General features: G+C 70.8%; 29 protein-coding genes and 4 tRNA genes. 6 read left to right on the top strand and 27 right to left on the bottom strand.

Annotation, left to right across the window (positions count from 1 at the left end; translation table 11 throughout):
• Nucleotides 1-24: 24 nt before the first annotated feature.
• From AMK11_RS09630 to AMK11_RS09660, 7 genes are all read right to left on the bottom strand, one after another.
• Entirely contained in the window at nt 25-873 is an 849-nt protein-coding gene (locus tag AMK11_RS09630) for an LppX_LprAFG lipoprotein (protein ID WP_073725158.1), read from the bottom strand.
• 176 nt (nt 874-1,049) lie between these two features.
• Nucleotides 1,050-1,862, bottom strand: a complete 813-nt coding sequence (locus AMK11_RS09635) for a hypothetical protein (protein ID WP_073725160.1) — start codon at nt 1,860-1,862, stop codon at nt 1,050-1,052.
• Between the two features lie 118 nt (nt 1,863-1,980).
• Nucleotides 1,981-2,706 carry a 50S ribosomal protein L1 gene (rplA, locus tag AMK11_RS09640; RefSeq protein WP_073725162.1) on the bottom strand — a complete coding sequence of 242 codons (726 nt, stop codon included), beginning with the start codon at nt 2,704-2,706 and terminating at the stop codon, nt 1,981-1,983.
• Nucleotides 2,707-2,787: 81 nt separating this feature from the next.
• Nucleotides 2,788-3,222, bottom strand: coding sequence for a 50S ribosomal protein L11 (rplK, locus tag AMK11_RS09645; protein ID WP_073725164.1), 435 nt, complete (start codon nt 3,220-3,222; stop codon nt 2,788-2,790).
• Nucleotides 3,223-3,391: 169 nt separating this feature from the next.
• Nucleotides 3,392-4,267: a transcription termination/antitermination protein NusG gene (gene nusG, locus AMK11_RS09650; RefSeq protein ID WP_073725166.1), complete on the bottom strand. Its 876-nt coding sequence runs from the start codon at nt 4,265-4,267 to the stop codon at nt 3,392-3,394.
• Nucleotides 4,268-4,347: 80 nt separating this feature from the next.
• Entirely contained in the window at nt 4,348-4,635 is a 288-nt protein-coding gene (secE, locus tag AMK11_RS09655; RefSeq protein WP_073725168.1) for a preprotein translocase subunit SecE, read from the bottom strand.
• 108 nt (nt 4,636-4,743) lie between these two features.
• Nucleotides 4,744-4,816 (bottom strand) — tRNA-Trp (locus AMK11_RS09660).
• A gap of 237 nt (nt 4,817-5,053) precedes the next feature.
• Here AMK11_RS09660 and AMK11_RS09665 point away from each other — a divergent pair.
• Both AMK11_RS09665 and AMK11_RS09670 read left to right on the top strand, forming a co-directional pair.
• Nucleotides 5,054-6,280 carry a pyridoxal phosphate-dependent aminotransferase gene (locus AMK11_RS09665; RefSeq protein WP_073725170.1) on the top strand — a complete coding sequence of 409 codons (1,227 nt, stop codon included), beginning with the start codon at nt 5,054-5,056 and terminating at the stop codon, nt 6,278-6,280.
• A gap of 122 nt (nt 6,281-6,402) precedes the next feature.
• Nucleotides 6,403-7,434, top strand: coding sequence for an adenosine deaminase (locus AMK11_RS09670; RefSeq protein WP_073725172.1), 1,032 nt, complete (start codon nt 6,403-6,405; stop codon nt 7,432-7,434).
• Nucleotides 7,435-7,876: 442 nt separating this feature from the next.
• Here AMK11_RS09670 and AMK11_RS09675 read toward each other — a convergent pair whose 3' ends face one another.
• Nucleotides 7,877-8,485 (bottom strand): TetR/AcrR family transcriptional regulator, encoded by a 609-nt coding sequence (locus tag AMK11_RS09675; protein ID WP_073725174.1) that lies wholly within the window; start codon nt 8,483-8,485, stop codon nt 7,877-7,879.
• A 103-nt stretch (nt 8,486-8,588) separates the two neighbouring features.
• Here AMK11_RS09675 and AMK11_RS09680 point away from each other — a divergent pair, with 103 nt between their 5' ends.
• A complete protein-coding gene (locus tag AMK11_RS09680) occupies nt 8,589-9,221 on the top strand; it encodes an NAD(P)-dependent oxidoreductase (protein ID WP_073725713.1) in 633 nt (210 codons plus the stop codon).
• A 3-nt stretch (nt 9,222-9,224) separates the two neighbouring features.
• Here AMK11_RS09680 and AMK11_RS09685 read toward each other — a convergent pair whose 3' ends face one another.
• From AMK11_RS09685 to AMK11_RS09720, 8 genes are all read right to left on the bottom strand, one after another.
• The gene (locus tag AMK11_RS09685; RefSeq protein WP_073725176.1) at nt 9,225-10,280 is read right to left on the bottom strand and encodes a UDP-N-acetylmuramate dehydrogenase; all 1,056 of its coding nucleotides are present in this window, start codon (nt 10,278-10,280) and stop codon (nt 9,225-9,227) included.
• A gap of 109 nt (nt 10,281-10,389) precedes the next feature.
• On the bottom strand, nt 10,390-11,865 hold the full coding sequence (locus AMK11_RS09690) for a DHA2 family efflux MFS transporter permease subunit (RefSeq protein WP_073725178.1): 1,476 nt from the start codon (nt 11,863-11,865) through the stop codon (nt 10,390-10,392).
• 119 nt (nt 11,866-11,984) lie between these two features.
• The gene (locus AMK11_RS09695) at nt 11,985-12,557 is read right to left on the bottom strand and encodes a TetR/AcrR family transcriptional regulator (protein WP_073725180.1); all 573 of its coding nucleotides are present in this window, start codon (nt 12,555-12,557) and stop codon (nt 11,985-11,987) included.
• A gap of 119 nt (nt 12,558-12,676) precedes the next feature.
• Nucleotides 12,677-13,105, bottom strand: coding sequence for a MaoC family dehydratase (locus tag AMK11_RS09700; protein ID WP_073725182.1), 429 nt, complete (start codon nt 13,103-13,105; stop codon nt 12,677-12,679).
• A gap of 7 nt (nt 13,106-13,112) precedes the next feature.
• Nucleotides 13,113-13,565 carry a MaoC family dehydratase N-terminal domain-containing protein gene (locus AMK11_RS09705; protein ID WP_073725184.1) on the bottom strand — a complete coding sequence of 151 codons (453 nt, stop codon included), beginning with the start codon at nt 13,563-13,565 and terminating at the stop codon, nt 13,113-13,115.
• Between the two features lie 113 nt (nt 13,566-13,678).
• Nucleotides 13,679-13,843, bottom strand: coding sequence for a 50S ribosomal protein L33 (rpmG, locus tag AMK11_RS09710; protein WP_003948671.1), 165 nt, complete (start codon nt 13,841-13,843; stop codon nt 13,679-13,681).
• 91 nt (nt 13,844-13,934) lie between these two features.
• Nucleotides 13,935-14,007 (bottom strand) — tRNA-Met (locus AMK11_RS09715).
• Between the two features lie 46 nt (nt 14,008-14,053).
• Nucleotides 14,054-14,126 (bottom strand) — tRNA-Thr (locus AMK11_RS09720).
• A gap of 212 nt (nt 14,127-14,338) precedes the next feature.
• Between AMK11_RS09720 and AMK11_RS09725 the strand changes: the two genes are divergently transcribed.
• Entirely contained in the window at nt 14,339-15,604 is a 1,266-nt protein-coding gene (locus AMK11_RS09725) for an amidohydrolase family protein (protein ID WP_073725186.1), read from the top strand.
• 153 nt (nt 15,605-15,757) lie between these two features.
• On the top strand, nt 15,758-16,414 hold the full coding sequence (locus AMK11_RS09730) for an NAD(P)H-binding protein (RefSeq protein ID WP_073725188.1): 657 nt from the start codon (nt 15,758-15,760) through the stop codon (nt 16,412-16,414).
• A 48-nt stretch (nt 16,415-16,462) separates the two neighbouring features.
• Here AMK11_RS09730 and AMK11_RS09735 read toward each other — a convergent pair whose 3' ends face one another.
• Both AMK11_RS09735 and AMK11_RS09740 read right to left on the bottom strand, forming a co-directional pair.
• Complete coding sequence (locus AMK11_RS09735) at nt 16,463-16,681, bottom strand: hypothetical protein (protein WP_073725190.1); 219 nt, start codon at nt 16,679-16,681, stop codon at nt 16,463-16,465.
• Between the two features lie 532 nt (nt 16,682-17,213).
• Nucleotides 17,214-17,295 (bottom strand) — tRNA-Tyr (locus tag AMK11_RS09740).
• Nucleotides 17,296-17,532: 237 nt separating this feature from the next.
• Between AMK11_RS09740 and AMK11_RS09745 the strand changes: the two genes are divergently transcribed.
• Nucleotides 17,533-18,021: a YajQ family cyclic di-GMP-binding protein gene (locus AMK11_RS09745; protein ID WP_073725192.1), complete on the top strand. Its 489-nt coding sequence runs from the start codon at nt 17,533-17,535 to the stop codon at nt 18,019-18,021.
• 79 nt (nt 18,022-18,100) lie between these two features.
• Here the strand turns inward: AMK11_RS09745 and AMK11_RS09750 are convergent, their stop codons facing one another.
• From AMK11_RS09750 to AMK11_RS09790, 9 genes are all read right to left on the bottom strand, one after another.
• On the bottom strand, nt 18,101-18,367 hold the full coding sequence (locus tag AMK11_RS09750; protein WP_073725194.1) for a GlsB/YeaQ/YmgE family stress response membrane protein: 267 nt from the start codon (nt 18,365-18,367) through the stop codon (nt 18,101-18,103).
• Between the two features lie 133 nt (nt 18,368-18,500).
• Complete coding sequence (locus tag AMK11_RS09755) at nt 18,501-18,917, bottom strand: YccF domain-containing protein (RefSeq protein ID WP_073725196.1); 417 nt, start codon at nt 18,915-18,917, stop codon at nt 18,501-18,503.
• Complete coding sequence (gene htpX, locus AMK11_RS09760) at nt 18,914-19,777, bottom strand: zinc metalloprotease HtpX (RefSeq protein ID WP_073725198.1); 864 nt, start codon at nt 19,775-19,777, stop codon at nt 18,914-18,916. Before htpX ends, AMK11_RS09755 begins: the two co-directional genes overlap by 4 nt.
• Nucleotides 19,778-20,091: 314 nt before the next feature.
• On the bottom strand, nt 20,092-21,639 hold the full coding sequence (locus tag AMK11_RS09765; RefSeq protein ID WP_073725200.1) for an NADH-quinone oxidoreductase subunit N: 1,548 nt from the start codon (nt 21,637-21,639) through the stop codon (nt 20,092-20,094).
• Entirely contained in the window at nt 21,636-23,210 is a 1,575-nt protein-coding gene (locus AMK11_RS09770; protein ID WP_073725202.1) for a complex I subunit 4 family protein, read from the bottom strand. The genes AMK11_RS09765 and AMK11_RS09770 overlap by 4 nt, the downstream gene beginning before the upstream one ends.
• 6 nt (nt 23,211-23,216) lie before the next feature.
• On the bottom strand, nt 23,217-25,211 hold the full coding sequence (locus AMK11_RS09775) for an NADH-quinone oxidoreductase subunit 5 family protein (RefSeq protein ID WP_073725204.1): 1,995 nt from the start codon (nt 25,209-25,211) through the stop codon (nt 23,217-23,219).
• Complete coding sequence (nuoK, locus tag AMK11_RS09780) at nt 25,208-25,645, bottom strand: NADH-quinone oxidoreductase subunit NuoK (protein WP_073725206.1); 438 nt, start codon at nt 25,643-25,645, stop codon at nt 25,208-25,210. Before nuoK ends, AMK11_RS09775 begins: the two co-directional genes overlap by 4 nt.
• The gene (locus tag AMK11_RS09785) at nt 25,645-26,289 is read right to left on the bottom strand and encodes an NADH-quinone oxidoreductase subunit J family protein (RefSeq protein ID WP_073725208.1); all 645 of its coding nucleotides are present in this window, start codon (nt 26,287-26,289) and stop codon (nt 25,645-25,647) included. The genes nuoK and AMK11_RS09785 overlap by 1 nt, the downstream gene beginning before the upstream one ends.
• The gene (locus tag AMK11_RS09790; protein ID WP_073725210.1) at nt 26,286-26,861 is read right to left on the bottom strand and encodes a NuoI/complex I 23 kDa subunit family protein; all 576 of its coding nucleotides are present in this window, start codon (nt 26,859-26,861) and stop codon (nt 26,286-26,288) included. The genes AMK11_RS09785 and AMK11_RS09790 overlap by 4 nt, the downstream gene beginning before the upstream one ends.
• Between the last annotated feature and the right edge of the window lies 1 nt (nt 26,862).

Genomic DNA, 26,862 nt, shown 5'->3' on the forward strand with positions numbered 1-26,862 from the left:
ACGGCGACTCAGCCCTGCCGGGTCTCAGCCCTGCTGGGCCTCCTTCATCATCTCCGCCAGGTCGACCGTGTCCTTGGCCGGCGGGGCGGTGACCTTCACGGGCTCGTTGATGCCGAGGAAGGTGATGGTCATGTCCAGCGGGCCCTTGTCGGCGTCGCCGCGCATCCGGAACTGCTTGGTCTGGTCGTCGCCGTCGACCCACATGTCCATCGTGAGCTTGTCGATGCCCATCTTCTCGTACTGCTCGATGCTCTTCTGCCGCTTCTCCTGGGTGGCCTTGTCCTCGTCCGCGAGGGACTTCTCCAGGTCGGCGAGGGTGACGGTGCCCTTGTAGTGGGTGGTCTCGACGCCGTCCACGGTCTCGGTGCCGACCTTCTCCACGTCCTTGGCGCCGGTGAGGAAGGTGGACTCGGTCGCCGGGTTCTTGTCGGCCTGGGAGGCTCCGCCCATCTGGTTCAGCTCGTCGCCGGCCCCCATCGCGGCCAGGTCGAACTTCATCCAGCTCTTGCCGTCCATCTCCTTGGCCGCCGCGGCTCCGCCGCCGATGTACATGGCCTTGTCGACGATCCGGATCTCCGCCTTGGCGTCGGCGCCCTGGTCGAGCGCCGTCATCTTCATGCTCATCGCGAGCGTGGGCTCGATCTGCATCTGGGCCTCGGCCTCGACCCGGCCCTCCTCGGGGGCCTTTCCGGTCATGCGGTAGCTGAAGGAGTCGATCTCCTCCGTCTTCTTCGCCGCCTCGGCCACGGCCGCCGCCGGCGTCATCTCCGGGGACTCACCGGCCTCGTCCTCCTTGGAGCAGCCCACCGCACCGGCGGCGAGCAGCAGCGCGGCCAGTCCGGCACCGACGGGCATGCGTACGGAAGTCTTCATGCTTTCCCCCCACGGGAATCAGTGAGCACGGGGGACAGACGGCTTCTCCACAGCACGGAGATCGCTTCCCCACAGCCGCCTCTCAGACAGCTGCCGCTCAACAGCGAGGACGTGAGCTTATCCGGAATGGTTCGAACGATCTTGTGATTTGCGACCGGTCCTGTGCCATCTGTGGCTCAACCGTTGTCCTGTGCCGACCGCAGCAGCTCCGTGAAGTCCGCGGTGTCGGAGGCCGGCGGGCGCTCGGCGGCCACCTCGACGCCGTAGTCGCTGTAGTACGCGGTCTGGGTCAGCTCCCCCGTCTCCGTCCGTCCCCGCTCGACCTTCTTGACCAGCAGGTCCCGGTCGTCCACCCAGATGTCGACGGTCTGACCGGCCTGCCCGGCCGTGCCGCCCACGGTGCCGGTCCAGTGCGTGGTGCGCCGGCCGCGGGTCGTCTCCTGACCCACCCTGCGTACGTCGTCGGAGGCCAGGAGCCGCTTCACCGTCCGGTCGGGCGTGGTGCGGCGCATCCCGTCCGCGACACCGGCCGCGCCGCCCGAGAGGTCCTCCAGGTCGGCGTAGCCGTACTTGATCCAGTGCCGGCCGCCCACCCGGTCGGCGAACTCGTCGCCCATCCGGGCGTAGTAGGCGTCGGGCAGGTACCGGGCCTCCATGGCGGTGGTGCCCAGCCGGCGCATGGTCTCGGCGGTCGTACCGCCCGTGTAGGTGATCTTCAGGGTGCCGGTGAGACCGCCGTCCCAGCCGAGGGCGCCCGTGGCCTCCAGGGAGAGCTCACCGCCCATGACGGTCGTGGACTCGACCCGCGCGGAGCCCGCCCGCGCGGTGGCCCGCTCCACCGACCGCAGGGGCGCGGTCGACGGGTCGGCGGACGCCGTGGAGCCGGCGGGCCCGTCGGAGGAGGTGCAGGCCGTGACGCACCCCAGCGCCACCGTCACCGCGACCGACGCGACCGCACGGCGTGGCCTGGTGCTGCTCGTGCCCCTCATCCGCCCCACCCCCTGCCCCGCACGTTAACGCAGGGCTGCGACACCCGTACGGAAAACGGAACGGGCCCCGCACCTCGGAAGGTGCGGGGCCCGTGAACCGGTGGGGCGAGCCGTGGGCTCAGACCGCGGCCGGGTCCTCCTCGACGAGGAGGTTGCGGGTGCGGTTGGAGTCCAGCGGAATGCCGGGGCCCATCGTGGTGCTGAGGGCGGCCTTCTTGATGTACCGGCCCTTGGCGGCCGACGGCTTCAGACGGAGGACTTCCTCCAGCGCCGCGGCGTAGTTCTCCACCAGCTTGGTGTCGTCGAACGACGTCTTGCCGATGATGAAGTGCAGGTTCGAGTGCTTGTCGACGCGGAACTCGATCTTGCCGCCCTTGATGTCGTTGACAGCCTTGGCGACGTCCGGGGTCACGGTGCCGGTCTTCGGGTTCGGCATGAGACCACGGGGACCGAGCACGCGGCCGAGGCGGCCGACCTTGCCCATGAGGTCCGGGGTGGCGACGACGGCGTCGAAGTCCAGACGGCCCTTCGACACCTCGTCGATCAGCTCGTCGGCGCCGACGATGTCGGCGCCCGCGGCACGCGCGGCCTCGGCACGGTCACCGGTCGCGAAGACCAGGACCCGGGCGGTCTTACCGGTGCCGTGCGGGAGGTTCACGGTGCCACGGACCATCTGGTCGGCCTTGCGCGGGTCGACACCCAGGCGGAAGGCGACCTCGACGGTGCCGTCGAACTTGGTCGTGGAGGTCTCCTTGGCGAGACGGACGGCCTCGAGCGGGGCGTAGAGCTTCTCCCGGTCGATCTTGGCGTCCGCAGCGCGGAGAGACTTGCTGCGCTTGCTCACTACTGCTCCTGTTGGCTTCTTAGGAGTCGTGGTACGGGCCGAGCAGGCCCCGCCACTTCTGCTTGCTTACGGGGGTGGAGGTCAGCCCTCGACCGTGACGCCCATGGAACGCGCGGTACCGGCGATGATCTTCTCCGCCTGGTCCAGGTCGTTGGCGTTGAGGTCGGGCATCTTCGTGGTGGCGATCTCACGGACCTGCTCGCGCGTGATCTTCGCGACCTTGGTCTTGTGCGGCTCGCCGGAGCCCTTCTCCACGCCCGCGGCCTTGAGGATCATCTTGGCGGCCGGCGGCGTCTTGGTGATGAAGGTGAAGGAGCGGTCCTCGTAGACCGTGATCTCCACCGGGATGACCCAGCCACGCTGCGACTCGGTCGCGGCGTTGTAGGCCTTGCAGAACTCCATGATGTTCACGCCGTGCTGACCCAGCGCGGGGCCGACCGGCGGAGCCGGGTTGGCGGCACCGGCCTGGATCTGGAGCTTGATGAGCCCCGTGACCTTCTTCTTCTTGGGAGGCATAGCTCTCCGGGTCCTTTCGATTCGGGTCCTGCCCGCGTCTCGGGGACCACCCGGACGCAGGCATACCGCACAACGATAACGGGTATGGATGTGCGGCTGAAAACCGAGCAGGTCAGACGGGCAGCGAGGGCCCGTCCGACCTGTTCGGAAGCTGTACGTCCAGAAGAAGCTAGTTCTTCTGGATCTGGTCGAAGCTCAGCTCGACCGGGGTCTCGCGGCCGAAGATCTCGACGAGGCCCTTGACCTTCTTCGAGTCGGCGTTGATCTCGTTGATCGTGGCCTGCAGCGTGGCGAACGGGCCGTCGGTGACGGTGACCGAGTCGCCGACCTCGAAGTCCAGGACCTGGACCTCGACCTTGCGCTGCGGGGCCGGCTTGCCCTCGGCCTCGGCGGCCTCGCGGGCGGCCTTCTCCTCGGCCTCCGGGGCGAGCATCTTGACGATCTCGTCCAGCGTCAGCGGGTACGGGTCGTAGGCGTTGCCGACGAAGCCGGTGACGCCGGGGGTGTTGCGGACGACACCCCAGGACTCGTTGGTCAGGTCCATGCGGACGAGGACGTAGCCGGGCAGCTTGTTCTGCCGGATCGTCTTGCGGTCGCCGTTCTTGATCTGGACGACCTCTTCCTGCGGCACCTCGGCCTGGAAGATGTAGTCCTCGACGTTGAGGGAGACGGCGCGCTGCTCGAGGTTGGTCTTCACGCGGTTCTCGTAACCGGCGTAGGTGTGGATGACGTACCACTCGCCGGGGAGGACGCGCAGCTCACGGCGGAGCGCCTCGATCGGGTCGAGCTCCGGCTCCTCGGGCGCGGCCTCGGCCTCGGCGGTCTCGTCCGCGTCCGTCTCGGCTTCGCCGTCGTCCGCGGTGCCCGCCTCGACGGCCTCGTCCTGGGCCTCGGCGGTCTCGTCCGCGTCCGCGGCGGCGTCGTCGGCAGCCTCGGTCTCGGCGGAGACCTGGGTGTCCTCGTTGTCGGCGCCCTCGACGGTGCCGAGCTCGTCCTCGACGGACTCGACCGGCTCGATGGCGTCGTTCACGTTCGGGTCAGACACTGTGGCTGCTTCTTCCTGGATACATAGGGGTGGAACACGCGAAAGGGGCGCCGGGTACCTCGGCGCCCTTCGCTCTCGACTCAGCCGAAGACGTACTTGGCGGCGTGAGAGAAGCCATAGTCAATCAGAGTCACCAGGCCGATCATGATGACCACGAAGATGATCACCACGGTGGTGTACGTCGACAGCTGACTGCGAGTCGGCCAGACAACCTTGCGCAGCTCCGCGACAATCTGGCGGTAGAAGAGCGCCAGCCGCTTCAGCGGGCCCTTCTTGGCGCGTTTGCCGCCCTTGCGGGACTTCTTCTTGGAGTCCGGAGCCTCGTCTTCGGCATCAGGCATGTCGATGGAGCCCACGGCGTCCGTCACTCGTCCTCACCTGATTCCGGGTCGTGGCCGTGCCGCGCCCGGTCTGAGCCGCACGGCGGTGCATTGCTGTACGTACATGCGCACACATCCTGGCGAAGGTGTGTGTAGCAGGGCCGGAGGGACTTGAACCCCCAACCGCTGGTTTTGGAGACCAGTGCTCTACCAATTGAGCTACGACCCTTTGTGTGTCCCCAACGTACCGCATCCGCCCGGATGCTCGGTGTGCACCGGATGAGTGCGGGCCGCTGAAGGCCAACGAGGTGAGAGTGTACGTGCTCAACGCCCGGGCGTCGAACAGAAAGGACGTCCGGACTGATGTTCAGGGCTCCGCCCGGTCCGGTATCAGGTCCCGGTCCGGTTCTGCTCAGTCCGTGAAACCCCTGTGCCCGGGAAGTTTCCGGTCTGGAACGATGGGGCCATGAGCGCTGCAACTCCTCCCACCGAGCGCCGGGTCTCCGCCCGAGTCGGCGCGATCTCCGAGTCCGCCACCCTCGCCGTGGACGCCAAGGCCAAGGCCCTCAAGGCCGCCGGGCGACCGGTGATCGGCTTCGGCGCCGGTGAGCCCGACTTCCCGACGCCGGACTACATCGTCGAGGCCGCGATCGAGGCCTGCAAGAACCCGAAGTTCCACCGCTACACGCCGGCCGGCGGCCTGCCCGAGCTGAAGGCCGCGATCGCCGCGAAGACGCTGCGCGACTCCGGCTACGAGGTCGACCCGTCGCAGATCCTGGTCACCAACGGCGGCAAGCAGGCCATCTACGAGGCGTTCGCCGCGATCCTCGACCCGGGCGACGAGGTCATCGTCCCGGCGCCGTACTGGACGACGTACCCCGAGTCGATCCGGCTGGCCGGCGGTGTCCCGGTCGAGGTCGTCGCCGACGAGACGACCGGCTACCGGGTGAGCGTGGAGCAGCTGGAGGCCGCGCGCACCGAGAAGACGAAGGTCGTCCTGTTCGTGTCGCCGTCGAACCCGACGGGCGCGGTGTACAGCGAGGCGGAGACCGAGGCGATCGGCAAGTGGGCCGTCGAGCACGGGCTGTGGGTGCTGACGGACGAGATCTACGAGCACCTCGTCTACGGCGACGCCTCCTCGGTGTCCATGCCGGCGGTCCTGCCCGAGCTGCGCGACAAGTGCATCGTGGTCAACGGTGTCGCCAAGACGTACGCGATGACCGGCTGGCGCGTCGGGTGGGTCATCGGCCCGAAGGACGTGGTCAAGGCCGCGACGAACCTCCAGTCGCACGCCACGTCCAACGTGTCCAACGTCGCCCAGGCGGCGGCGCTGGCCGCGGTCTCCGGCGACCTGAACGCCGTGGCGAAGATGCGGGAGGCCTTCGACCGGCGCCGCCGGACCATCGTGCGGATGCTGAACGAGATCGACGGCGTGCTGTGCCCGGAGCCGGAGGGGGCGTTCTACGCCTACCCGTCGGTGAAGGGGCTGCTCGGCAAGGAGATCCGCGGCAAGCGTCCGCAGGACACGGTGGAGCTGGCCGCGCTGATCCTGGAGGAGGCCGAGGTCGCCGTGGTGCCGGGTGAGGCGTTCGGTACGCCCGGGTACCTGCGGCTGTCGTACGCGCTCGGGGACGAGGACCTCGTGGAGGGCGTGAGCCGGATCCAGAAGCTGCTGGCGGAGGCGCGGGACTGATCCCCGCCCACCGCGAGAGGGCACCCCGTGACGTCACGGGGTGCCCTGTTTGTTTGTGCGAGCAAGACCACGTACGGGGAAAGTGCTGTCGGGCCGGGCGTGTCGTGCGGCAGGATCACGGAATGGAGCGTGTACGTGATCTCTCTGAACTGCCGAAGGCCCATCTGCACCTGCACTTCACCGGGTCGATGCGGCCCACGACCCTGCTGGAACTGGCCGACAAGCACGGTGTGCGGCTGCCCGAGACGCTCACCGAGGCGCTGGGCCGCGGCGAGTCGCCGAAGCTGCGGGCGACGGACGAGCGGGGGTGGTTCCGCTTCCAGCGGCTGTACGACGCGGCGCGGTCGTGTCTGCAGGAACCGGAGGACATCCAGCGGCTGGTGCGGGAGGCCGCGGAGGAGGATCTGCGGGACGGGTCGCGGTGGCTGGAGATCCAGGTGGACCCGACGTCGTACGCGCCGCGGCTGGGTGGGCTGATCCCGGCGCTGGAGATCATCCTGGACGCGGTCGAGACGACCGTGCGGGACACCGGGATCGGGATGCGGGTGCTGGTGGCGGCCAATCGGATGAAGCATCCGCTGGACGCGCGGACGCTGGCGCGGCTGGCGGTGCGGTACGCGGACCGGGGGATCGTCGGGTTCGGGCTGTCGAATGACGAGCGGCGGGGGATGGCGCGGGACTTCGACCGGGCGTTCGCGATCGCGCGGGACGGGGGGCTGCTGAGCGCGCCGCACGGGGGTGAACTGACCGGGCCGGCGTCGGTGCGGGACTGTCTGGACGACCTGGAGGCGGACCGGGTCGGGCACGGGGTGCGGGCGGCGGAGGATCCGCGGCTGCTGAAGCGGCTCGCCGACCGGCAGGTGACGTGCGAGGTGTGTCCGGCGTCGAACGTCGCGCTGGGCGTGTACGAGAAGCCCGAGGACGTGCCGCTGCGGACGCTGTTCGAGGCGGGGGTGCCGATGGCGCTGGGCGCGGACGATCCGCTGCTGTTCGGGGCGCGACTGGCGGCGCAGTACGAGATCGCGCGCGAGCACCACGGGTTCACGGACGCGGAACTGGCGGAACTGGCGCGGCAGTCGGTGCGGGGGTCGGCTGCGCCGGAGGAGGTGAAGGGGCAGCTGCTGGCTGGGGTGGACGAGTGGCTTGCGGGGTAGGGGCGGCGGGGGTGCCTGCGGCGCCGCTGCGGGTTCGGTGGGGGTGCGGGTAGCGCGGTGCGTGGTGTGGGTCGGGGCCGCGCCGGGGGGTGTCCGTCCTCGGAACGGCGCGGAATCGGTCGGCTACGGGGCTGAACGGCGCGGCCGCGCCAACCGCTGCGGGCGGACACCCCCCGACACGTCCCCTTCCCGCCGTACGCGGCCAACCGTCCACGCGGGCGCGCCGCCTCCGCGTGGGGCCTCGTCATCGCGCCCGGCTGCGGGCGCCGGGCCGCCACGCCGCCGAGCTGCGGGCAGTCGTGCCTCCCCCAGTGCCTGAACGGCCTGGGAGGTACCCCCAGGGCGGCACGGGTGGGTGCAGCGGCACCCCGGCAGCGCCGGGCCGCGCGACCCACCCCCGACGCCCACACCCACGCCGGGTGACCAGGAACGCCGGGTGCCCTCACCCACCCGCCCCGCCGATCCCCGCCAACACCGTCCGCACCAGCCGCCGCGCAAACGCGTCAGCCGCCGGCATCCCGCCCTCCCCCACCGCGTCGTACGCGAACGCCCGCTGCGCACAAGCGCCCAGCAACAGCGACGCCGCCGCGAACGTGTCCGCGTCCCCCCGGACCCGCCCCGCGGCCTGCTCGGCGCGCAGGTAGGCGTCCAGGCCCTCGATGGGCAGGTGCGGGCCGGTGCCCAGCTCCCGCATCGCCTCGTCGTGCCGTCGCTTCAGTTCCGTCTGGGCGTACAGCGACGCGGCGATCGGGAAGCTCTGTTCGTAGAAGAGCGCCGCGCGGTGGGCGATCTCCGTGAGGTTCTCCTCGAGCGAGCCCCGCTCCGGCTCGGCGGCCAGGCTGTGCAGCAGGGGCGCGAGCCGGGGCAGCCGCTCGGAGAGGACGCGGATGAACAGCTCCTCCTTGCTGGCGAAGTGCTTGTACAGCGCCGCCTCCGAGCAGTCCGCCCCCTTGGCGATCTCCTTGGTGGTGGTACGGGCGAGCCCGACGGTGAGCATCAGTTCGTGTGCGGCGTCCAGGAGGCGTTCCCGGGCCGGCTTGGTGGGCGGCATGGCTGCTCCAGTCGGGGCTTGACCGTGGGTGAGTACTTACTCACCATAGGAGAGACCTGGGTGAGTGAGTACTCACCCACCGGATCGTCGGATGGGGCACGCCATGAAACTCACCGTCTTCGGCGCCACCGGAGGCATCGGCCAGGAGGTCGTACGCCAGGCGCTCGGCGCGGGGCACCACGTCACCGCCGTCGTCCGGGACCCCGCGCGGCTGTCCGTGAGCGGGGAGCGCCTGGAGGTGTTCCGCGCTGATCTGAGCGACCCGGCCTCGGTGCGTCCGGCGGTGGCCGGGCGGGACGCCGTGCTGTCCGGGCTCGGCGCCCGCAGCCGGAAGGACGCGGGCGTCGCGACCCGGCTGACCCGTACGGTGCTCGGCGCGATGCGGGCGGAGGACGTGCACCGGGTGCTGGTGGTCAGCGCCGCCCCGGTGGGTCCGCCGCCGCAGGGCGACGGCCCCCTGGACCGGACGGTGCGCGGCATCGTCTCCGCCGTGCTGAAGGACGTGTACGCCGACCTGCGCGCCATGGAGGAGGAGCTGGCGGGCAGCGGCACGGACTGGACGGTCGTCCGGCCGCCGCGGCTGCAGGACAAGCCGCTCACCGGCCGGTACCGGACGGTGGTCGGCGGTTTCCCGGCCAAGGGGCGTTTCGTCGGCCGGGCCGACGTCGCCCACGCGATGCTGGCGTTGACCGAGGACGCGGCGACCGTGAAGCAGGGTGTGGGTGTGGCCTACTGAGCCCTAAAGGCTGACGCCGACCGTCACCGGTTCGTTGACCAGCGTGACGCCGAAGGCCTCCCGGACGCCGGCGACGACCTCGCGGGCCAGGGCGAGCAGGTCCTCCGTGGTCGCCTCGCCGCGGTTGGTGAGGGCCAGGGTGTGCTTGGTGGAGATGCGGGCGGGGCCGGCGCCGTAGCCCTTGGTGAAGCCCGCCTTGTCGATCAGCCAGGCGGCGGAGGTCTTGATCCGGCCCTCGCCCGCGGGGAAGGCGGGGGGTTCCACGGTGTCACCGAGGCGTTCGGCCACGCGGGAGCGGAAGGCGGTGAACTCGTCGTCCGTGAGGATCGGGTTGGTGAAGAACGAGCCGGCCGACCAGGTGTCGTGGTCCTCGGGGTCGAGAACCATGCCCTTGCCCGCGCGGAGCTTCAGCACGGTGTCGCGGGCGGCGGTCAGCGGTACCCGGTCGCCGGCCTCGACGCCCAGGGCGCGGGCGGTCTCGGCGTAGCGGAGGGGCGCGGAGAGCCCGTCGGCGTCCTCCAGCTCGAAACGGACGCGCAGGACGACGTACCGCTCGGGCTCCGCCTTGAAGCGGCTGTGGCGGTAGGAGAAGGCGCAGTCGGCGTTGGTGAGGGTGACCGTCTCGCGGTTCCTGCGGTCGTAGGCGGTGACCTCGGTGATCGTCGAGGAGACCTCCTGGCCGTACGCGCCGACGTTCTGGATGGGGGTGGCGCCCGCCGAGCCGGGGATGCCGGCCAGGCACTCGACGCCGGCGAGTCCGGCCTCGACGGTGCGGGCCACGGCGTCGGTCCAGATCTCGCCGGCCGCCACGGTGAGCGTCGTGCCGTCGAGGGTGAGGCCGCGCGTGGCGATGTGCAGGGCGGTGCCGTCGAAGCCCTTGTCGCCGATGACCAGGTTGGACCCGCCGCCGATGAGCAGCAGGGGCGTGCCGGTGTCGTCGGCCTCGCGGACGGCGGCGATGACGTCGGCGTCGGTGGCGGCCGTGATCAGGCGGGTCGCGGGGCCGCCCAGCCGGAAGGTGGTCAGCGGGGCGAGGGGGGCGTCGTGGAGTTCCTGCACGCGGTCAAGAGTACGAGACGGCGGTGACAGGGCCGGGCAGCGGGAAACGCCCCTGCCGGTCGGCCGGGGCGTTCCTCGGTTCGGGTCGGGCGCTCCAGTGCTCCGCCGGTCAGCGGGTGGCGGCTTCGGTGGGCGGGAGGGGTGCCGGGTCGGTGAGCGACTGGGCCTGGCGGCGGTCCGTGGGTGCCGCGCCGTTCCCGCGGCGGGCCGGGATCAGCAGGGCCGCGACGCCCGCGAGGGCGACGACCGCGGCGCCCACCGCGATCGCGGGTCGCAGCCCGTCGACGAAGGACTGCGCGGACCCGTAGCCGCCCTGGGCCGCGAAGATCGAGGACATCACCGCGATACCGAGCGCGCCGCCCACCTCGCGCAGGGCGTTGTTGGCGCCCGAGGCGATGCCCTGTTCCCTCGGGACGACGCTGGACATCACCAGGGCGGAGGCCGGGGCGAAGAAGAGGGCCATGCCGATGCCGCTGAGGATCAGGCCGGGCAGCTGGGCGGCGTACGTGACGTCGGCGGTGACCACGGAGGCGAGGTAGCCGAGTCCGGCCGCCTGGAGGAAGAGGCCGGCCGCGACGACCGGGCGGCCGCCGATCCGGTCAGAGAGGATTCCCGCGAGCGGCGCGACCAGCATCGGCATGCCGGTCCAGGGCAGCATGCGCAGGCCCGCCTCGGTGGGCGTGTAGCCGAGCACGTTCTGCATGTACTGGCTGAGCAGGAAGATCGAGCCGAACATCCCCAGGAACATCAGCAGACTCGCCGCGTTGACGCCGGCGAAGGCGCGGGAGCGGAACAGCCGCATCGGGAGCATGGGGTTCCTCGCCCGGGTGCTGTAGAGGACGAAGGCGACGAGGAGTGCGGCGCCCGCGAACAGGCTGGTCAGCACCACCGGGCCGGTCCAGCCGTCGACGGGCCCGCGGACCAGGCCGTAGACGATGCCGAAGAGTCCGCCGCTGGCGAGCAGCGTGCCGGGGAGGTCGAGCGGGGCGCCGGTGCCGTAGGACTCGGCGAGGCGGAGGCGGGCGAGCGGCAGGAGCGCCAGGCCCAGCGGGACGTTCAGCCAGAAGATCCACTGCCAGGAGATGTGCTCGGTCAGGCTGCCGCCGACCAGCGGACCCGAGGCGACGGCGAGGCCGTTGACGGCGCCCCAGATGCCGTACGCCATCCCGCGTCGTTCGGCGGGCACGGCGGCCGTCAGCAGGGTCAGGGTGAGCGGCATCATGATGGCCGCGCCGACGCCCTGCACCGCGCGGGCGGCGATCAGCGAGTCGATGCCGGGGGCCATGGCCGCGGCGGCGGAGGCCGCGGTGAAGACGGTGATGCCGACGAGGAAGAGCCTGCGGCGGCCGAAGCGGTCGCCGAGGGCCGCGCCGAACATCAGGAGGACGGCGAAGGTGAGCGTGTAGGCGCTCACGGTCCATTCGAGGTCGTGCAGCGCGCCGCCCAGGTCCTCGCGGATGGCGGGCAGGGCGGTGGTGACGACGAGGTTGTCCAGGGCCGCCATGAAACCGGCGACGCTGGTGATGACGAGGGCCCAGGCCGTTCCCCCGCGGCGGGCGCTCCCTTGTGTGCCGTGCTGTGACATCTCTCCCCCAGAGGGTGTGCACTGCTTGCGTCGGACGCATGTTGATTAGTAATTGATGACTAACTTTTGTGGTCATGCGGAAGGGCAAGTGAAGGTCCGGCCACGCGGGCGCCGTGAAGCTACGCCTCGCCCTGACCGGACTTGGCCCTCGCCGAGATGTAGAAGCCCTCCCAGATCCGGTGCTCCGGCGGGAAGCCCATGCCGACCAGGGCGTTGACGAGCATGCCGTACGCCATGAAGGTCGTCGTCTCGTCCACGTCGCCACCGAGCGGCACGTGGACGGCGTCGAAGAGGTCCATCCAGTACTTGCGGACGATCTCGCCGAACTCGAGGTCCCCGGTGGCCTCGGCCGCTGCCACCGCCACGTACGTCTGCAACTGCATCTGGAGCTTTTCGGGCTGCTCGGCGATCAGCTGCGTGTAGGCGTTCGCCATGGCGTGCAGCGCCTCCTCGCCGTGGAGACCCTCGGAGGCGCCCATGAAGACACTGCGCGCGTCCTGGAAACACCGCTCGACCGCCGCCAGGAAGATCGCCTTCTTGCCCGGAAAGAGCCGGAAGAGGTACGGCTGGGAGACCCCCACCCGCTTGGCGATGGCCTCGGTGGACGTGCCGTAGTAGCCGCCCCGGGCGAACTCGCTCATCGCCGCGCGGATGACGCTCTCGCGCCTCTCTTCTGCGCTCATCCTGACCATGACGAGTAAGTTAGTACTCAATCACTAACTAGTCAACCGCTGACGGGACTGCGGGCACACGTAAGGGGCGCACCTCCATTGAGGACGCCCCTTACGTGTGCCGGACATGCCTGCCGGCGTCAGGCCAGTCGTACGACCGCGCGCGACATGCCCAGCACCTTCTGACCGGCGCTGGTCGCCGTCAGGTCGACGCGGACGGTGTGGTCGTCGAGCTTGGCGGCAACCTTGCCGCTGACCTCGATGACGGCCCCCTTGTCGTCGTTCGGTACGACGACGGGCTTGGTGAAGCGGACGCCGTACTCGACGACCGAGCCCGGGTCACCGGTCCAGTCGGTGACCACGCGGATCGCCTCGGCCATGGTGAACATGCCGTGCGCGATGACGTCCGGGAGGCCGACCTCCTTGGCGAACTTCTCGTTCCAGTGGATGGGGTTGAAGTCGCCGGAGGCGCCCGCGTACCGGACGAGCGTGGCGCGGTCCACCGGGAAGCTCTGAGCGGGCAGCTCGGTGCCGACCTCGACGTCGGAGTAGGAGATCTTCGCCGTCATCGAATGCTCACGCCCCCTCGGCCGCGCGGGCCACCAGCTTGATCCACGTGGTCACGACGTGCTCGCCGGCCTCGTCGTGGACCTCGCCGCGGATGTCCAGGATGTCGTTGCCCGCCATCGACTTGATCGCCTCGATGGACGAGGTGACGCTCAGCCGGTCACCGGCGCGGACCGGGCGGGAGTAGGCGAACTTCTGGTCGCCGTGCACCACCCGGCTGTAGTCCAGACCGAGCCGCGGGTCCTCGATGACCTGCGCGGCCGCACGGAACGTGACGGAGAACACGAAGGTCGGCGGCGCGATCACGTCCGGATGGCCGAGCGCCTTCGCCGCCTCGGCGTCCGTGTACGCCGGGTTCGCGTCCCCCACCGCCTCCGCGAACTCACGGATCTTCTCCCGGCCCACCTCGTAGGGCTCGGTGGGCGGATAGGTCCGCCCCAAGAAGGACTGGTCGAGCGCCATGGGCTCGGTACCTCCTGCTGGTCTCTGTCTGCCTGCTGCTGTCTGCCTGCGGATGCCGAAACGACGTGAGGCCGCCCCCGAGCTTCGGGGACGGCCTCACGTACGAGCCTGATTTATCGCGTTTCGCGGTGCGCGGTGTGCGCGTTGCAACGCGGGCAGTGCTTCTTCATCTCCAGTCGGTCCGGGTTGTTACGCCGGTTCTTCTTGGTGATGTAGTTCCGCTCCTTGCACTCCACGCAGGCCAGCGTGATCTTCGGGCGGACGTCGGTGGCAGCCACGTGAGTGCACTCCTTGACGAACGGATTGATGGTATTAACGCAAGAAAGAGTAGCCGATTGAAGGACCGACCCCGCAATCGGCTACTAGGAGTAGCGGTGACCGGACTTGAACCGGTGACACAGCGATTATGAGCCGCTTGCTCTACCGACTGAGCTACACCGCTGTGATGCGATCGGGCCCCGCCTCGCGGCGGGAACCTCTCACACCAGAGCCCCAAAACGGAATCGAACCGTTGACCTTCTCCTTACCATGGAGACGCTCTGCCGACTGAGCTATTGGGGCGAGCGATGAAGACATTACACGGTCGCCCGCCGTTCGCCCAAATCCGTTTCGCCGCCCCTGCCCCGGCCCGTCCCGACCAACGCGAAGCGGCGGACCGCGCCGGTACGACTATTGCGCTCCTCCGCGCCACGAGCTGATCACCGTCCTAGGCTCGACTCACTCTGCGTGATCTTGCGTCCCCCACTGCGCAGCCCCGAGCCCAGAGGAGCGCGATGCCCGACAGCCAGCCGCAGCCGTCCCCCTCGCCCTCCCCCTCCGGTGCCGCCGGTCCCGGTTCGCTCCTGCTGGCCGGGGCACGCCTGACCGACGGCCGGACCGTGGACGTACGGCTGCACGGCGGTCGCATCGAGGCGGTCGGCACGGCCGGCAGCCTGTCCCCGGCCCGCGCCTGCGGCCCCGGCCTCCGCGTGGACCTCGGCGGTTACCTGCTCCTGCCCGCCCCCGCCGACCCCCACGTGCACGGCGACACCGCGCTGACGGCCGAGGCTCCGGGTCCCGTCTCCTGCGACCCCCTGGACGTCCAGCGGCGGGCCACCGAGGCCGCCCTGCTCCAGCTGGGGCACGGGGCGACCGCGCTGCGGGCGCACGTACGCGTGGGCGACGTTCCGGGACTCGGCGCGCTGACCGGCGTACTGCGGGCCCGGCGCTCGCTGCGCGGGCTGACCGACCTGACCGCGGTGGCGATGCCGAGGGTGCTGACTGGGGCGGCCGGCGCCGACGGGCTGGCGCTGCTGCGGGACGCGGTCAAGATGGGCGCGGACGCGGTGGGCGGCTGCCCGGACCTGGACCCCGATCCGACGGGGTACGTGGAGGCGGTCCTCGAGGTCGCCGCCGAGCACGGCTGCCCGGTCGACCTGCACACGGACGCCGCCGACCCCGCACGGCTGGCCCGGCTGGCGGCGATGGCGGGCGGACTGCGCCCCGGGGTGACCCTGGGCCCCTGCGAGGGCCTCGCCCGGCTCCCCTCCGACGTGGCCGCCCGGGCGGCGGACCGCCTCGCCGCGGCCGGGGTGACCGTGGTGTGCCTGCCGCAGGGCGCCTGCGGTGCCGTGGAGGGCCGCGACGGCACGGCACCGGTACGGCTGCTGCGGGCGGCCGGGGTGCGGGTCACCGCCGGGAGCGGCGCCCTGCGGGACGTGTCGAACCCGGTCGGGCGCGGCGACCCCCTGGAGGCGGCCTACCTGCTGGCCTCGCGCCACGGGATGCGCCCCGAGGACGCCTACGACGCGGTGAGCGCGGCCGCGCGGACGGCCCTGGGCCTGCCCGAGGTACGGGTGGAGGCGGGCTTCCCGGCCGAACTCCTCGCGGTGCGAGGGGACCGGCTGGCCGGGGCGCTGTCCCTGGCGTACAGCCGGATCGTGGTACACCGGGGGCGCGTGGTGGCGCGGACGAGCGCGGTCCGCGAGTACGGCGACTCGGCGACCGCGACCGACCTGGGGCTGCCGCGGCAGGGGCGCGGGGGGACCGGGAGGGGCTGATGAGCTGAGGAGTTGAGGTGTTGAGGGGGGAGGCGGCGCTGCACGAGCGCGCCGGGTGTCCCGGGAACAGCTGTCGGCGGTGTGCCGGGCGGCCGGTGGGACATGGTGCAAGTCGTACGGCGCGGGCGGCCGTCGCGGCGTACGGTCGAAGACATGCGCATTGTCATCGCTGGTGGTCATGGTCAGATCGCGCTGCGGCTGGAGCGGTTGCTCGCCGCGCGCGGCGACGAGGTGGCGGGCATCATCCGCAAGGCCGAACAGGCCGACGATCTGCGTGCGGTCGGCGCCGAACCGGTCGTCCTGGACCTGGAGTCGGCCTCGGCCGAGGAGGTCACGGAGCGGCTGCGGGGCGCGGACGCCGCGGTCTTCGCCGCCGGCGCGGGCCCCGGGAGCGGGGCGACCCGCAAGGACACGGTGGACAAGGCGGCGGCGGTCCTCTTCGCAGACGCGGCGGTCCGAGCGGGAGTACGGCGCTTCGTGGTCGTGTCCTCCATGGGCGCCGACCCGGAGCACCAGGGCGACGAGATCTTCGACGTCTACCTGCGTGCCAAGGGTGAGGCCGACGCGCATGTGCGTTCCCTGGACGCGCTGGACTGGACGATCCTGCGGCCCGGCATGCTGACGGACGACGCCGGCACCGGTCTGGTGCGCCTGGAAGCACACACCGGCCGAGGTCCCGTGCCGCGCGACGACGTGGCCGCCGTGCTGGCGGAGCTGGTCGACACGCCGGCCACGGCGGGCCTGACCCTGGAGCTGATCGCGGGTTCGGCGCCGGTGTCGGTGGCGGTCAAAGCGGTGGCCGGGAACTGAGGAAGCGGAGCCGGCGTGGACGGGTGACGCGGGGTCCGCGCGCATCGGTCAGAACAGGGGCAGTTGCCCGGGGAAGTCGGGGACGGCGTACCCGTCCAAGGACGGCTGTACCGCTCCCAGTTGCGCCGGCCGGCGCGACCCGGGGCAGGAGACGAGCTCGCCGCTCTCCCTCGCGCCGGGCGGGTCGTGACGCGCGTACCGCCCCGCGACCACGGCGATCTCGCGACGGCACTCGGGGCAGATTCTGCGGCGGGAGGACGGGACCATGACCCCAGTCTGCCCCCAACGCGCGAGCGGGCGTTGCGCGCGCGGACGGCCGCCATGCCGGTGGTGCGGCGAGATCGCGCACCGGCTTCCTGCCCATCGGTCCTGGCGCTGGCTCAGCCCTTCTTCACGAGCCTCAACCGACCGCCCGGGGGGGGCATCCCGCCGTCGGCTTCGTGCGCAGCAGTTGCGGCCCGGCGGAGAGGGACCGCGACGCCGGTTCGGCCGCGCCGCCGCCTTCTCGTGCCCGCTCAGGGCCCGTCGCCGCCGCCGGAGCGTCCGTATGATCTTCGCCACGCCGCCGTGTCCGCCTGGTTCGGCTTCGGAGCGCAACCGCAGAAGGCAGCCGCGCGCGCCGGCCACAGGCGTGGCCGTGCGGCGGCCGGCAACCCGAAAGCTGTCCACGCCTGTCCCTCACTGCCCCACACCTGCCCCACACGCGCCCCATACGCGTCATAACGGTCAGGTCGGGCCCGTGAACGCCGAAAGGGTCTGTGATCAGCATTGCTGCTGTTCACAGACCCTTTCGGTCTTGTGGCGGCGCCAGGATTCGAACCTGGGAAGGCTGAGCCGGCAGATTTACAGTCTGCTCCCTTTGGCCGCTCGGGCACACCGCCGGGGTTCGCTGCCCGTCGAACCGCCTTTCGGCGGCGCTCCGTGGCAACGACGTAAACGATACCTGATGTGGAGGGGTGCTTCGCCACCCGATTGATCGCCGCCCGGGGGACGGCGGGTGGCTAGGCTTGTCCGGATGCGGCCGGGGGACCTCTGCGGAGCTCGGCGGCCGTAGCCGCATGCCGGTACGGAGCCGATACGCGGCCCGACACGCACCCAGATACAAGGAGCCACAGGACATGGCCGACTCCAGTTTCGACATCGTCTCGAAGGTCGAGCGGCAGGAGGTCGACAACGCCCTCAACCAGGCCGCCAAGGAAATCTCGCAGCGCTACGACTTCAAGGGCGTGGGCGCCTCGATCTCGTGGTCCGGGGAGAAGATCCTCATGGAGGCCAACTCGGAGGACCGGGTGAAGGCCATCCTCGACGTCTTCCAGTCCAAGCTGATCAAGCGGGGCATCTCGCTGAAGGCTCTGGACGCGGGCGAGCCCCAGCTCTCCGGCAAGGAGTACAAGATCTTCGCGTCGATCGAGGAGGGCATCTCCCAGGACAACGCGAAGAAGGTGGCCAAGCTCATCCGGGACGAGGGCCCCAAGGGCGTGAAGGCCCAGGTGCAGGGTGAAGAGCTGCGGGTCTCCTCCAAGAGCCGGGACGATCTGCAGACCGTGATCGCCCTGCTGAAGAACCAGGACTTCGACTTCGCGCTGCAGTTCGTCAACTACCGGTGATCCGCTGAACGGTCGTATCGGAAGGGGCGGGTGCCGACGGCGTGCCCGCCCTTTCGTCTGCCCGCCCGCTCGGCAGGCGTCAGTCGCGTGAGTTGCCGAACAGGAGCCGGTAGGCGATCAGCAGCACCAGGGAACCGCCGATCGCGGCCGCCCACGTGGCTCCGTCGTAGAAGTCCTTGCTGACCGGGTGATCCAGCCAGCGGGCGGATATCCAGCCGCCGGTGAACGCGCCCGCGATGCCGATGAGGGTGGTGCCGACGAGCCCTCCCGGGTCGCGGCCCGGCAGCAGGAACTTGGCGATGGCCCCGGCCAGCAGTCCCAGGATGATCCAGCTGATGACGGTCATGCCCAGACCCTGCCCTTTCTCTCCGCGGCCAAGCGGTTTCGGTGATCGTCGGTCATGGGTTCATCATGCGGGCCGCGGCCGGCAGGCGTGCAGGCCTGTGGACAACTCCGCGCCTGTGGAGCACCGCGGGCTCCTACCAGCCGGTCCGCTGAGTGCCGGCGGTGGCCGTGAACGGCTGGTCCGTGCGGACGATCTCGCGACCCATGGGGAGCAGCGAGACCGGGATCAGCTTGAAGTTGGCGATGCCGAGCGGGATGCCGATGATCGTGACGCACAGCGCGATGCCGGTGACGATGTGGCCGATGGCGAGCCACCAGCCGGCGAGGATCAGCCACAGGACGTTGCCGATGCAGGAGGGGGCTCCGGCGTCCCGTCGCTCGACCGCCGCGTACCCGAAGGGCCACAGGGCGTAGACGCCGATGCGGAACGCGGCTATGCCGAACGGGATGCCGATGATCGTGATGCAGAGCAGCGCGCCCGCGACGACGTAGCCGAGGAACAGCCAGAAGCCGCTGAGCACGAGCCAAATGACGTTGAGGATGGTCTTCACTGCTGACGACCTGCCATCTTTTCGAGTCGGGCGATTCGCTCCGCCATCGGCGGATGGGTGGAGAACATCTTCGAGAGGCCCTGTCCCGGACGGAAGGGGTTCGCGATCATCATGTGGCTCGCCGTCTCGATCCGGGGCTCCGGGGGCAGTGGGAGCTGCTTGGTGCCGTGCTCCAGCTTGCGCAGGGCTCCGGCGAGGGCGATCGGGTCTCCGGTGAGCTGGGCGCCGGACGCGTCCGCCTCGTACTCCCGGGAACGGCTGATCGCCAGCTGGATGACGGTGGCGGCGAGCGGACCGAGCAGCATGATGAGGAGCATGCCCAGCAAACCGGGCCCGTCATCGTCGTTGGACCGGCCGATCGGGATGAGCCAGGCGAAGTTGACCAGGAACATGATCACCGAGGCGAGGGCTCCGGCGACGGACGAGATCAGGATGTCGCGGTTGTAGACGTGGCTGAGCTCGTGGCCGATGACGCCGCGCAGCTCGCGCTCGTCGAGCAGGCGCAGGATGCCCTCGGTGCAGCACACGGCCGCGTTGCGGGGGTTGCGGCCGGTCGCGAAGGCGTTCGGCGCCTCCGTCGGTGAGATGTACAGGCGGGGCATGGGCTGGCGGGCCTGGGTGGAGAGCTCCCGCACCATGCGGTACAGCGCCGGGGCCTCGAACTCGCTGACCGGGCGGGCACGCATCGCACGCAGGGCGAGCTTGTCGCTGTTCCAGTACGCGTACGCGTTCGTGCCGAGCGCGACGAGGACGGCGACGACGAGCCCCGCTCGGCCGAAGAAGCTGCCGATGACGATGATGAGCGCGGACAGTCCCCCGAGGAGTACTGCGGTCCTGAGCCCGTTGTGCCGGCGGTGCACGGTACGCCCTCCAAGTGGTGCAGCAGGGGAACCCTTTGCTTGCTGGTGTCGCTCGCTGTGGTTGCTTCCTGGTCTCCGAAGCCACCGGTGCCGTGGCATCACGTCCAGTGGACCCTTCCGTACTGGTCAACGCCAGGCGAGGGCGACCAGTTCCCCGGCGCCCGCGGGGGCGCGCGTGGTCCGTACGGGTGACGGCGTGGTGCGCGGCACGCGCGCGTGGAGGCCGGGTGCCCGTACGCGCGGGTGGCAGGCGTGGTGCCGCTCGCGTGCGCTACGGCGCCTCCCGCCGGGTCGGGGCGGGAGGCGGTCGTTGTTCAGAAGAGGCCGGTGTCGGCGAAGCGCAGGATCAGCTGGGGGGCACCTGAGAGGGCGACGGCGAGGACCGCGGTCACGGTGATCGCGGCCGTGAGGGGTGCCGGAACGCGGTGCCCGGCAGTCACCGCCTCGGGAGCCCGGAACAGCAGGGCCGTCCATTGGAGGTAGTAGAACAGCGCGATGGCGACGTTGACCGCCATGACGACGGCCAGCCAGCCGAGCCCGGCGTCCACGGCCGCGGAGAACACCGTGACCTTGGCGAAGAGGCCGATGACGCCGGGCGGCAGTCCGGCCAGGCAGAGCAGGAAGAAGGCCAGGAGCAGGGCGGTGAGCGGGTTGGAGGCGTACAGGCCGCGGTAGTCGGCGACGCGGTTCAGGGACCTCGTACGGCCCACGAGGGCGGCCACCGCGAAGGCGCCGAGGTTCACCGCGGCGTACATGAGGGCGTAGGCGACGGTGGAGCCGATCGAGCGTTCCGGGTCGTCGGAGTACGCGGCGGCGGCGATCGGCACGAGGAGGTAGCCGGCCTGCCCGACGGACGACCAGGCGAGCAGACGTACCGCGCTGTACGCGCGCGTGGACTGCTGGCGCAGGGCGCCGACGTTGCCGACGGTCATGGTGAGCGCGGCCAGGACCGCGAGGGCGGGGCCCCAGACGTCGGCGTAGGACGGGAGGGCGATGACCGTGACGAGGATCAGGCCGGAGAAGCCGACCGCCTTGCCGATCACGGACAGGTAGGCGGCGATCGGCAGAGGCGCGCCCACATAGGTGTCGGGCACCCAGAAGTGGAAGGGCACGGCGGCCGTCTTGAAGGCGAAGCCGACGAGGGTGAGGACGACGCCGGTCTGGGCGAGCGTGGTGAGCTGTCCGTCCACGTCCTGGACGCGTTCGGCCACCTGGGTGAGGTAGAGGGTGCCGGTGGAGGCGTACACGAAGCTGATGCCCATGAGGCTGACCGCGGTCGCGGTGACCGAGGACAGGAAGAACTTCAGGGCCGCCTCGGAGGACCGGCGGTCCCCCTGGCGCAGGCCCACGAGGGCGAAGGCGGGCAGGGAGGCGACCTCCAGGGCGACGATCAGCGTGGCGAGGTCGCGGGAGGCGGGCAGGAGCGCGGCGCCGGCCGCGGAGGAGAGCAGCAGGAACCAGTACTCGCCCTCGGGGAGTCCGCGGTCGGCGTCCTTCACGGCGGTGACCGAGAGCAGGGCGGTCACCAGGGCGCCGCCGAGGACCAGGAACTGGATGGCGAGGGTGAAGGTGTCCGCGGTGTAGCTGCACACGTCGGCGTCGCCGGTCAGGCAGAACGTCGAGCGGTCGTCGTTCACCAGGGGCAGCAGCATGAGCGCGGCGGCGGCGAGTCCGGCGACCGAGATCCAGCCGAGGAGGGACTTGCGGGCGTCCTTGACGAACAGGTCGGTGACGAGGACGGCGAGTCCGACGACCGCCGTGATGGTGGGCGGCGCGATGGCGAGCCAGTCGACGGACTGGACGAGGTTCTGGGCCAGTGGCTGCGACAGGGCCTCGGTGAGCGGCTGGGCCGGGGAGCTCATCGGGTGCCTCCTGAGAGGAGCTGCTGCACGGCCGGGTCGGTCAGCCCGAGGAGGGTCCTGGGCCACAGTCCGGCGACGACGGTGAGGGCGACGAGCGGCGTCCAGGCGGCGAACTCGTAGGTGCGTACGTCGGTGAGCTTCGGGGCCTCGCGCGGTACGGCGCCCATGCAGACGCGGCGGACCACGATCAGCATGTACGCGGCGGTCAGCAGCGTGCCGAACGCGGCGATCGCCATGAAGGTCAGGAAGGCGGGGCGGCTGAGGTCCTCGTGGGGGTCGAAGGCGCCGAACAGGGCCAGCATCTCGCCCCAGAAGCCGGCCAGGCCCGGCAGGCCGAGCGAGGCGACGGCGGCGAAGGCGAGGAGGCCGCCGAGGCGGGGCGCCTTGCCGTACAGGGCGGCTCCGGTCTCCTCGGCCAGGGTGTCGAGGTCGGTGGTGCCGGTGCGGTCCTTGAAGGCGCCGACGACGAAGAAGAGCAGGCCGGTGATGAGGCCGTGGGCGATGTTGGCGAACAGGGCGCCGTTGACGCCGGTCGGGGTCATGGTGGCGATGCCGAGCAGGACGAAGCCCATGTGGCCGACGGAGGAGTAGGCGATGAGGCGCTTGAGGTCGCCCTTCGCGCCCCGCTTGGCGAGGGCCAGGCAGGCGAGGGAGCCGTAGATGATGCCGACGACGGCGAAGGCGGCGAGGTAGGGCGCGAAGGTGTGGAAGCCCTCCGGCGCGACGGGGAGGAGGATGCGCACGAACCCGTACGTGCCCATCTTCAGCAGGACGCCGGCCAGCAGGACCGATCCGACGGTCGGGGCGGCGGTGTGGGCGTCGGGCAGCCAGCTGTGCAGGGGCCACATCGGGGTCTTGACCGCGAGGCCGATCCCGATCGCCAGAACGGCGATGACCTGCACGGACGTGGTCAGCGACCGGCCGTTGTCAGTGGCGAGTGCCACCATGTCGAATGTGCCCGCGCCGAGTCCGACCAGGAGCAGGCCGAGCAGCATGACGACGGAGCCGAGGAGGGTGTAGAGGATGAACTTCCAGGCCGCCCCGGCCCGTCCCTCGCCGCCCCAGCGGGCGATGAGGAAGTACATCGGGATCAGGACCATCTCGAAGGCGAGGAAGAACAGGATCAGGTCGAGTACGGCGAAGGTCGCGAGGGTGCCGGACTCGAGGACGAGCAGCAGCGCGACGAACGCCTTCGGGGACGGGCCCGACGGCATGTTGAAGTACGAGTAGAGCGCGCAGAGGAAGGTCAGCAGCGCGGTCAGGACCAGCAGGGGGAGGGAGATGCCGTCGATGCCGAGGTGGATGCGCACGTCGAGTGCGGGGATCCAGCTGATGTCGGTGCTGGCCTGCATCTTCGACGGGTGGTCGTGGTCGAAGCCGAGCACGAGGACGATCGCGGCGACGAGGACGGCACCGGTGACGGTGACGCCGTGCCGCAGGACGGCCTGGTCGGGTGACTTCCCCTTCAGCCCGGGAGGGGCGGGCAGGAGAGCGGCGGCGGCACCGATGAGCGGGCCGACGACGATCAATGCGAGAAGGAACTGCATCACGGACTCGTTGATATCGATCACGCCTGCTCACGCTCCCGTGGCGACGAGGACGGCGGCGACCGCGAGGACGACGGTGCCGGCGAGCAGCGCGCTCACATAGGTCTGCACATTGCCGGTCTGGGCCCGGCGTACGGCGGTTCCCAGGACACGTGGCAGGGCGCCCGCCCCGCGTACGTAGGTGTCGACGACCTCCCGGTCGAGGAACCGCACGAGACTCGCGCCGGCCTGGACGGGGCGGACGAAGAGGGTCGTGTACACCGCGTCCAGGTGGAAGCCGACGGCTGCGTGCCGGTGCAGCGGGCCCAGCAGGAGCCGTCCGGGGTCGGACGGGTCGGGGGCGTAGGCGATGTCTCCGTAGGCCGGCTTGTGGCTGGCGATGGCCTCGGCTTCCACGAGCGCGGCGTCGCCCTCCGGGTGGGCCGCGACCGCGCCGAGCGGAGGGCGGGCCGCAAGAGCCGTGGTGTGGCGCCAGGCCGCGTAGGTGACGATGCCGCCGACCAGGGCCACGCCCGTGCCGAGCACGGAGGTGGTGAGGGTCGGGGTGAGGTCGTGGCCGTCGAACCAGTTGGGCAGGAGACGGAAGGCGAGCCCGCCGAGGGCGAGTGACGGGATCGCGAGGACCCAGAGCACGGCGTTCATGGCCACGGGCTGCCGGCCGTGGTCGGGGGCTTCGGCGCCCTGTCCGCGGAAGGCCAGGAGCCACAGGCGCATCGCGTACGCGGCGGTGAGCAGGGCCGTGACCAGGCCGGCGAGGAGGACGGTCCAGCCCGCGGCGCCGGGCGCGTGCTCGGTGTGGCCGGTGGCGGTGTGCTCGGCGACGACGAGGACGGCCTCCTTGGAGAAGAAGCCGCTGAAGGGCGGGATCGCGGCCAGGGCGAGCAGCGCCACGGTCATCGTCCAGTAGGCGTCCGGGACGCGGTCGCGCAGGCCCCGCATGCGGGACATGGCGGCCAGTGAGTTGGTGCCGGCGGCGTGGATGATCACGCCGGCGGCGAGGAACAGCAGCGCCTTGAAGGCGCCGTGGGTGAGGAGGTGGAAGACGGCGGCACCGCGGTCGCCGACGGCGAGGGCGCCGGTCATGTAGCCGAGCTGTCCGATGGTCGAGTAGGCGAGGACGCGCTTGATGTCGTCCTGGGCGAGCGCGGCGAGCGCCGAGCCGACCATCGTGACGGCGGCCATGACGGCGAGGACGACCATCGCGGCGTGCGAGGCCTGGAAGAGCGGAAGGAGCCGGGCGACGAAGTAGACACCGGCGGCGACCATCGTCGCGGCGTGGATGAGCGCGGAGACGGGCGTCGGGCCCGCCATCGCGTCCGGAAGCCAGGTGTGCAGCGGGAACTGCGCCGACTTGCCCGCCACACCGGCCAGGAGCAGCAGCGCGATCAGCGTCGGGTGGTCGAGCGAGCCGCTCGCGACCGCGCCGAGGATCTTGGTGATGCGGAAGGAGCCGGCCTCGGTGGCCAGCGCCAGCAGGCCGATCAGGAAGGGGACGTCGCCGAGCTTGGTCACCAGGAAGGCCTTGAGGGAGGCGGCGCGGGCCTCCGGGGTCTCCCAGTAGTGGCCGACCAGGAAGTACGAGCAGATGCCCATGATCTCCCAGCCGACCAGCAGCACCATCAGGTCGCCGGAGTAGACGACGAGGAACATGGCGGAGGTGAAAAGGGAGACGAGAGCGGCGTACGAGGGGTAGCGCGGGTCGTCGCGCAGGTAGCCCGTCGAGTAGATCTGCACGCAGGTGGCGACGCAGCCGACCAGGACGGCGACGAGGGCGGCGAAGCCGTCGATGTGCAGGGCGAGTTCGACGGGGACGGAACCGGTGGGGGTCAGCTCCGTGACGGCGTCGACGGCACGGCCGCCGCCTTGGCGGGCCGCGACGACCACGGCGAGGACGAGGGCCGCCAGCGTCGGCAGGACGGCGAGCGGACGGACGAAGCCCGGCGCCGAGCGGCCCAGGAGGAGACCGGCGGCTGCCCCGAGGAAGGGGAGGGCGGGGACGAGTGCGGCGAGGGTGGTCGTGGTCACGCGGTGGCCTCAGCCTTCTCGGTGCCCGGCCCGGTCGCGGCTCCACCGGTGCCGGGGCCCGCGCTGTCGGAGTCCTTGCCATCGGGGCCGTCGCCGTCGGGACCGTAGCCGTCGGGTCCTTCGGCGGTGTCGCGGAGCTTGTCGATGTCCGACGTGCCGCGGTTGCGGTGGACGGCGAGCACGATCGCCAGGCCGATGCCGATCTCGGCGGCCGCGATGGCGATGGTGAACAGGGTCAGGGCCTGGCCGGAGTGCAGGGTCTCCTCGGCTGCCTTGCTGAGCCAGACGTCGAAGGCGACCAGGTTGAGGTTGACGGCGTTGAGCATCAGCTCGACCGACATCAGGACCAGGATCGCGTTGCGACGGGCGAGGACGCCGTACAGGCCCGTGCAGAAGAGGAGGACGGAGAGGACGGCGGGATAGGCGAGGTGCATCAGCGGTCACCGCCCTTGTCGGCGCTGTTCGGGGCGGCCGGGCGGCCTGCTTCGGTCGCACGGTCCGTCTTCGCCCTGCGGGACAGGACGATGGCGCCGACGAGGGCGGCGAGGAGGAGGACCGAGAGGGCTTCGAAGGGGAGGACCCAGTTCTGGAACAGACTCGCCCCGGTGACGGCCGTGGAGCCGGCCGCCGGGCCGTCCAGGTCGATCCAGGTGGTGCGGAAGGCGTCGACGACGACCCAGACCAGGGCAGCGGCGGCGGCCACGGCCACCGTGAGGGCGGCCCAGCGGTTGCCGGAGTCGGCGTCCGGGGAACGGCCGATGGGGGCCCTGGTGAGCATCAGGCCGAACAGGATGAGGACGACGACGGCACCGACGTAGATGAGGACCTGCACCCAGGCGATGAACTCGGCGGTGAGGAGCAGGTACTCGACGGCGAGACCCCCGAGGGCCACCACCAGCCACAGGGCGGCGTGGACCAGCTGCCGGGTGGTGACGGTGACGACGGCGGCGCCGAAGGTGACCAGGCCGACGAGGAGGAAGGCGATCTCGACACCGGTCGGGGAGAGGAAGCCTTGCGATTCGGCGGCCACGCTCGTGGAGTCCGCGGCGAGGTGACCGACGGCTGCTGCGAAGGTCATTCCCGGCCCTCCTGTTCCGGGCCGGTTGCCTCCGGGCCGGTTGCCTCCTGCTGGGCGGCCAGCTTGTCGGCGGTCTTGCGGGCGGCGGCGAGTTCCTTCGGTTCCTCCGCGCCGGGGTCGAGGGCGGGCGGGGCCGGCACCGTCCACATCCACTCGCGGAGCTTGTCGCGCTCGTGGGTGAGGTCGCGGATGTCGGTCTCGGAGTACTCGAACTCCGGGGACCAGAACAGGGCGTCGAAAGGACAGACCTCGATGCAGATACCGCAGTACATGCACAGCGAGAAGTCGATGGCGAAGCGGTCGAGGACGTTGCGGCTGCGGTCGCGCCCGCCGGGGGTCGGCGCCGGGACCGTCTCCTTGTGGGAGTCGATGTAGATGCACCAGTCCGGGCACTCGCGGGCGCACAGCATGCAGACCGTGCAGTTCTCCTCGAACAGGCCGATCACGCCGCGCGTGCGGGGCGGGAGGTCGGGCTGGACGTCCGGGTACTGCTCGGTGACGGTCTTCTTCGTCATCGTGCGGAGGGTGACGGCCAGGCCCTTGGCCAGACCCGAGCCGGGGATGGGGGGCATG

Source organism: Streptomyces sp. CB02414, from assembly GCF_001905385.1.
Taxonomy (GTDB): domain Bacteria; phylum Actinomycetota; class Actinomycetes; order Streptomycetales; family Streptomycetaceae; genus Streptomyces.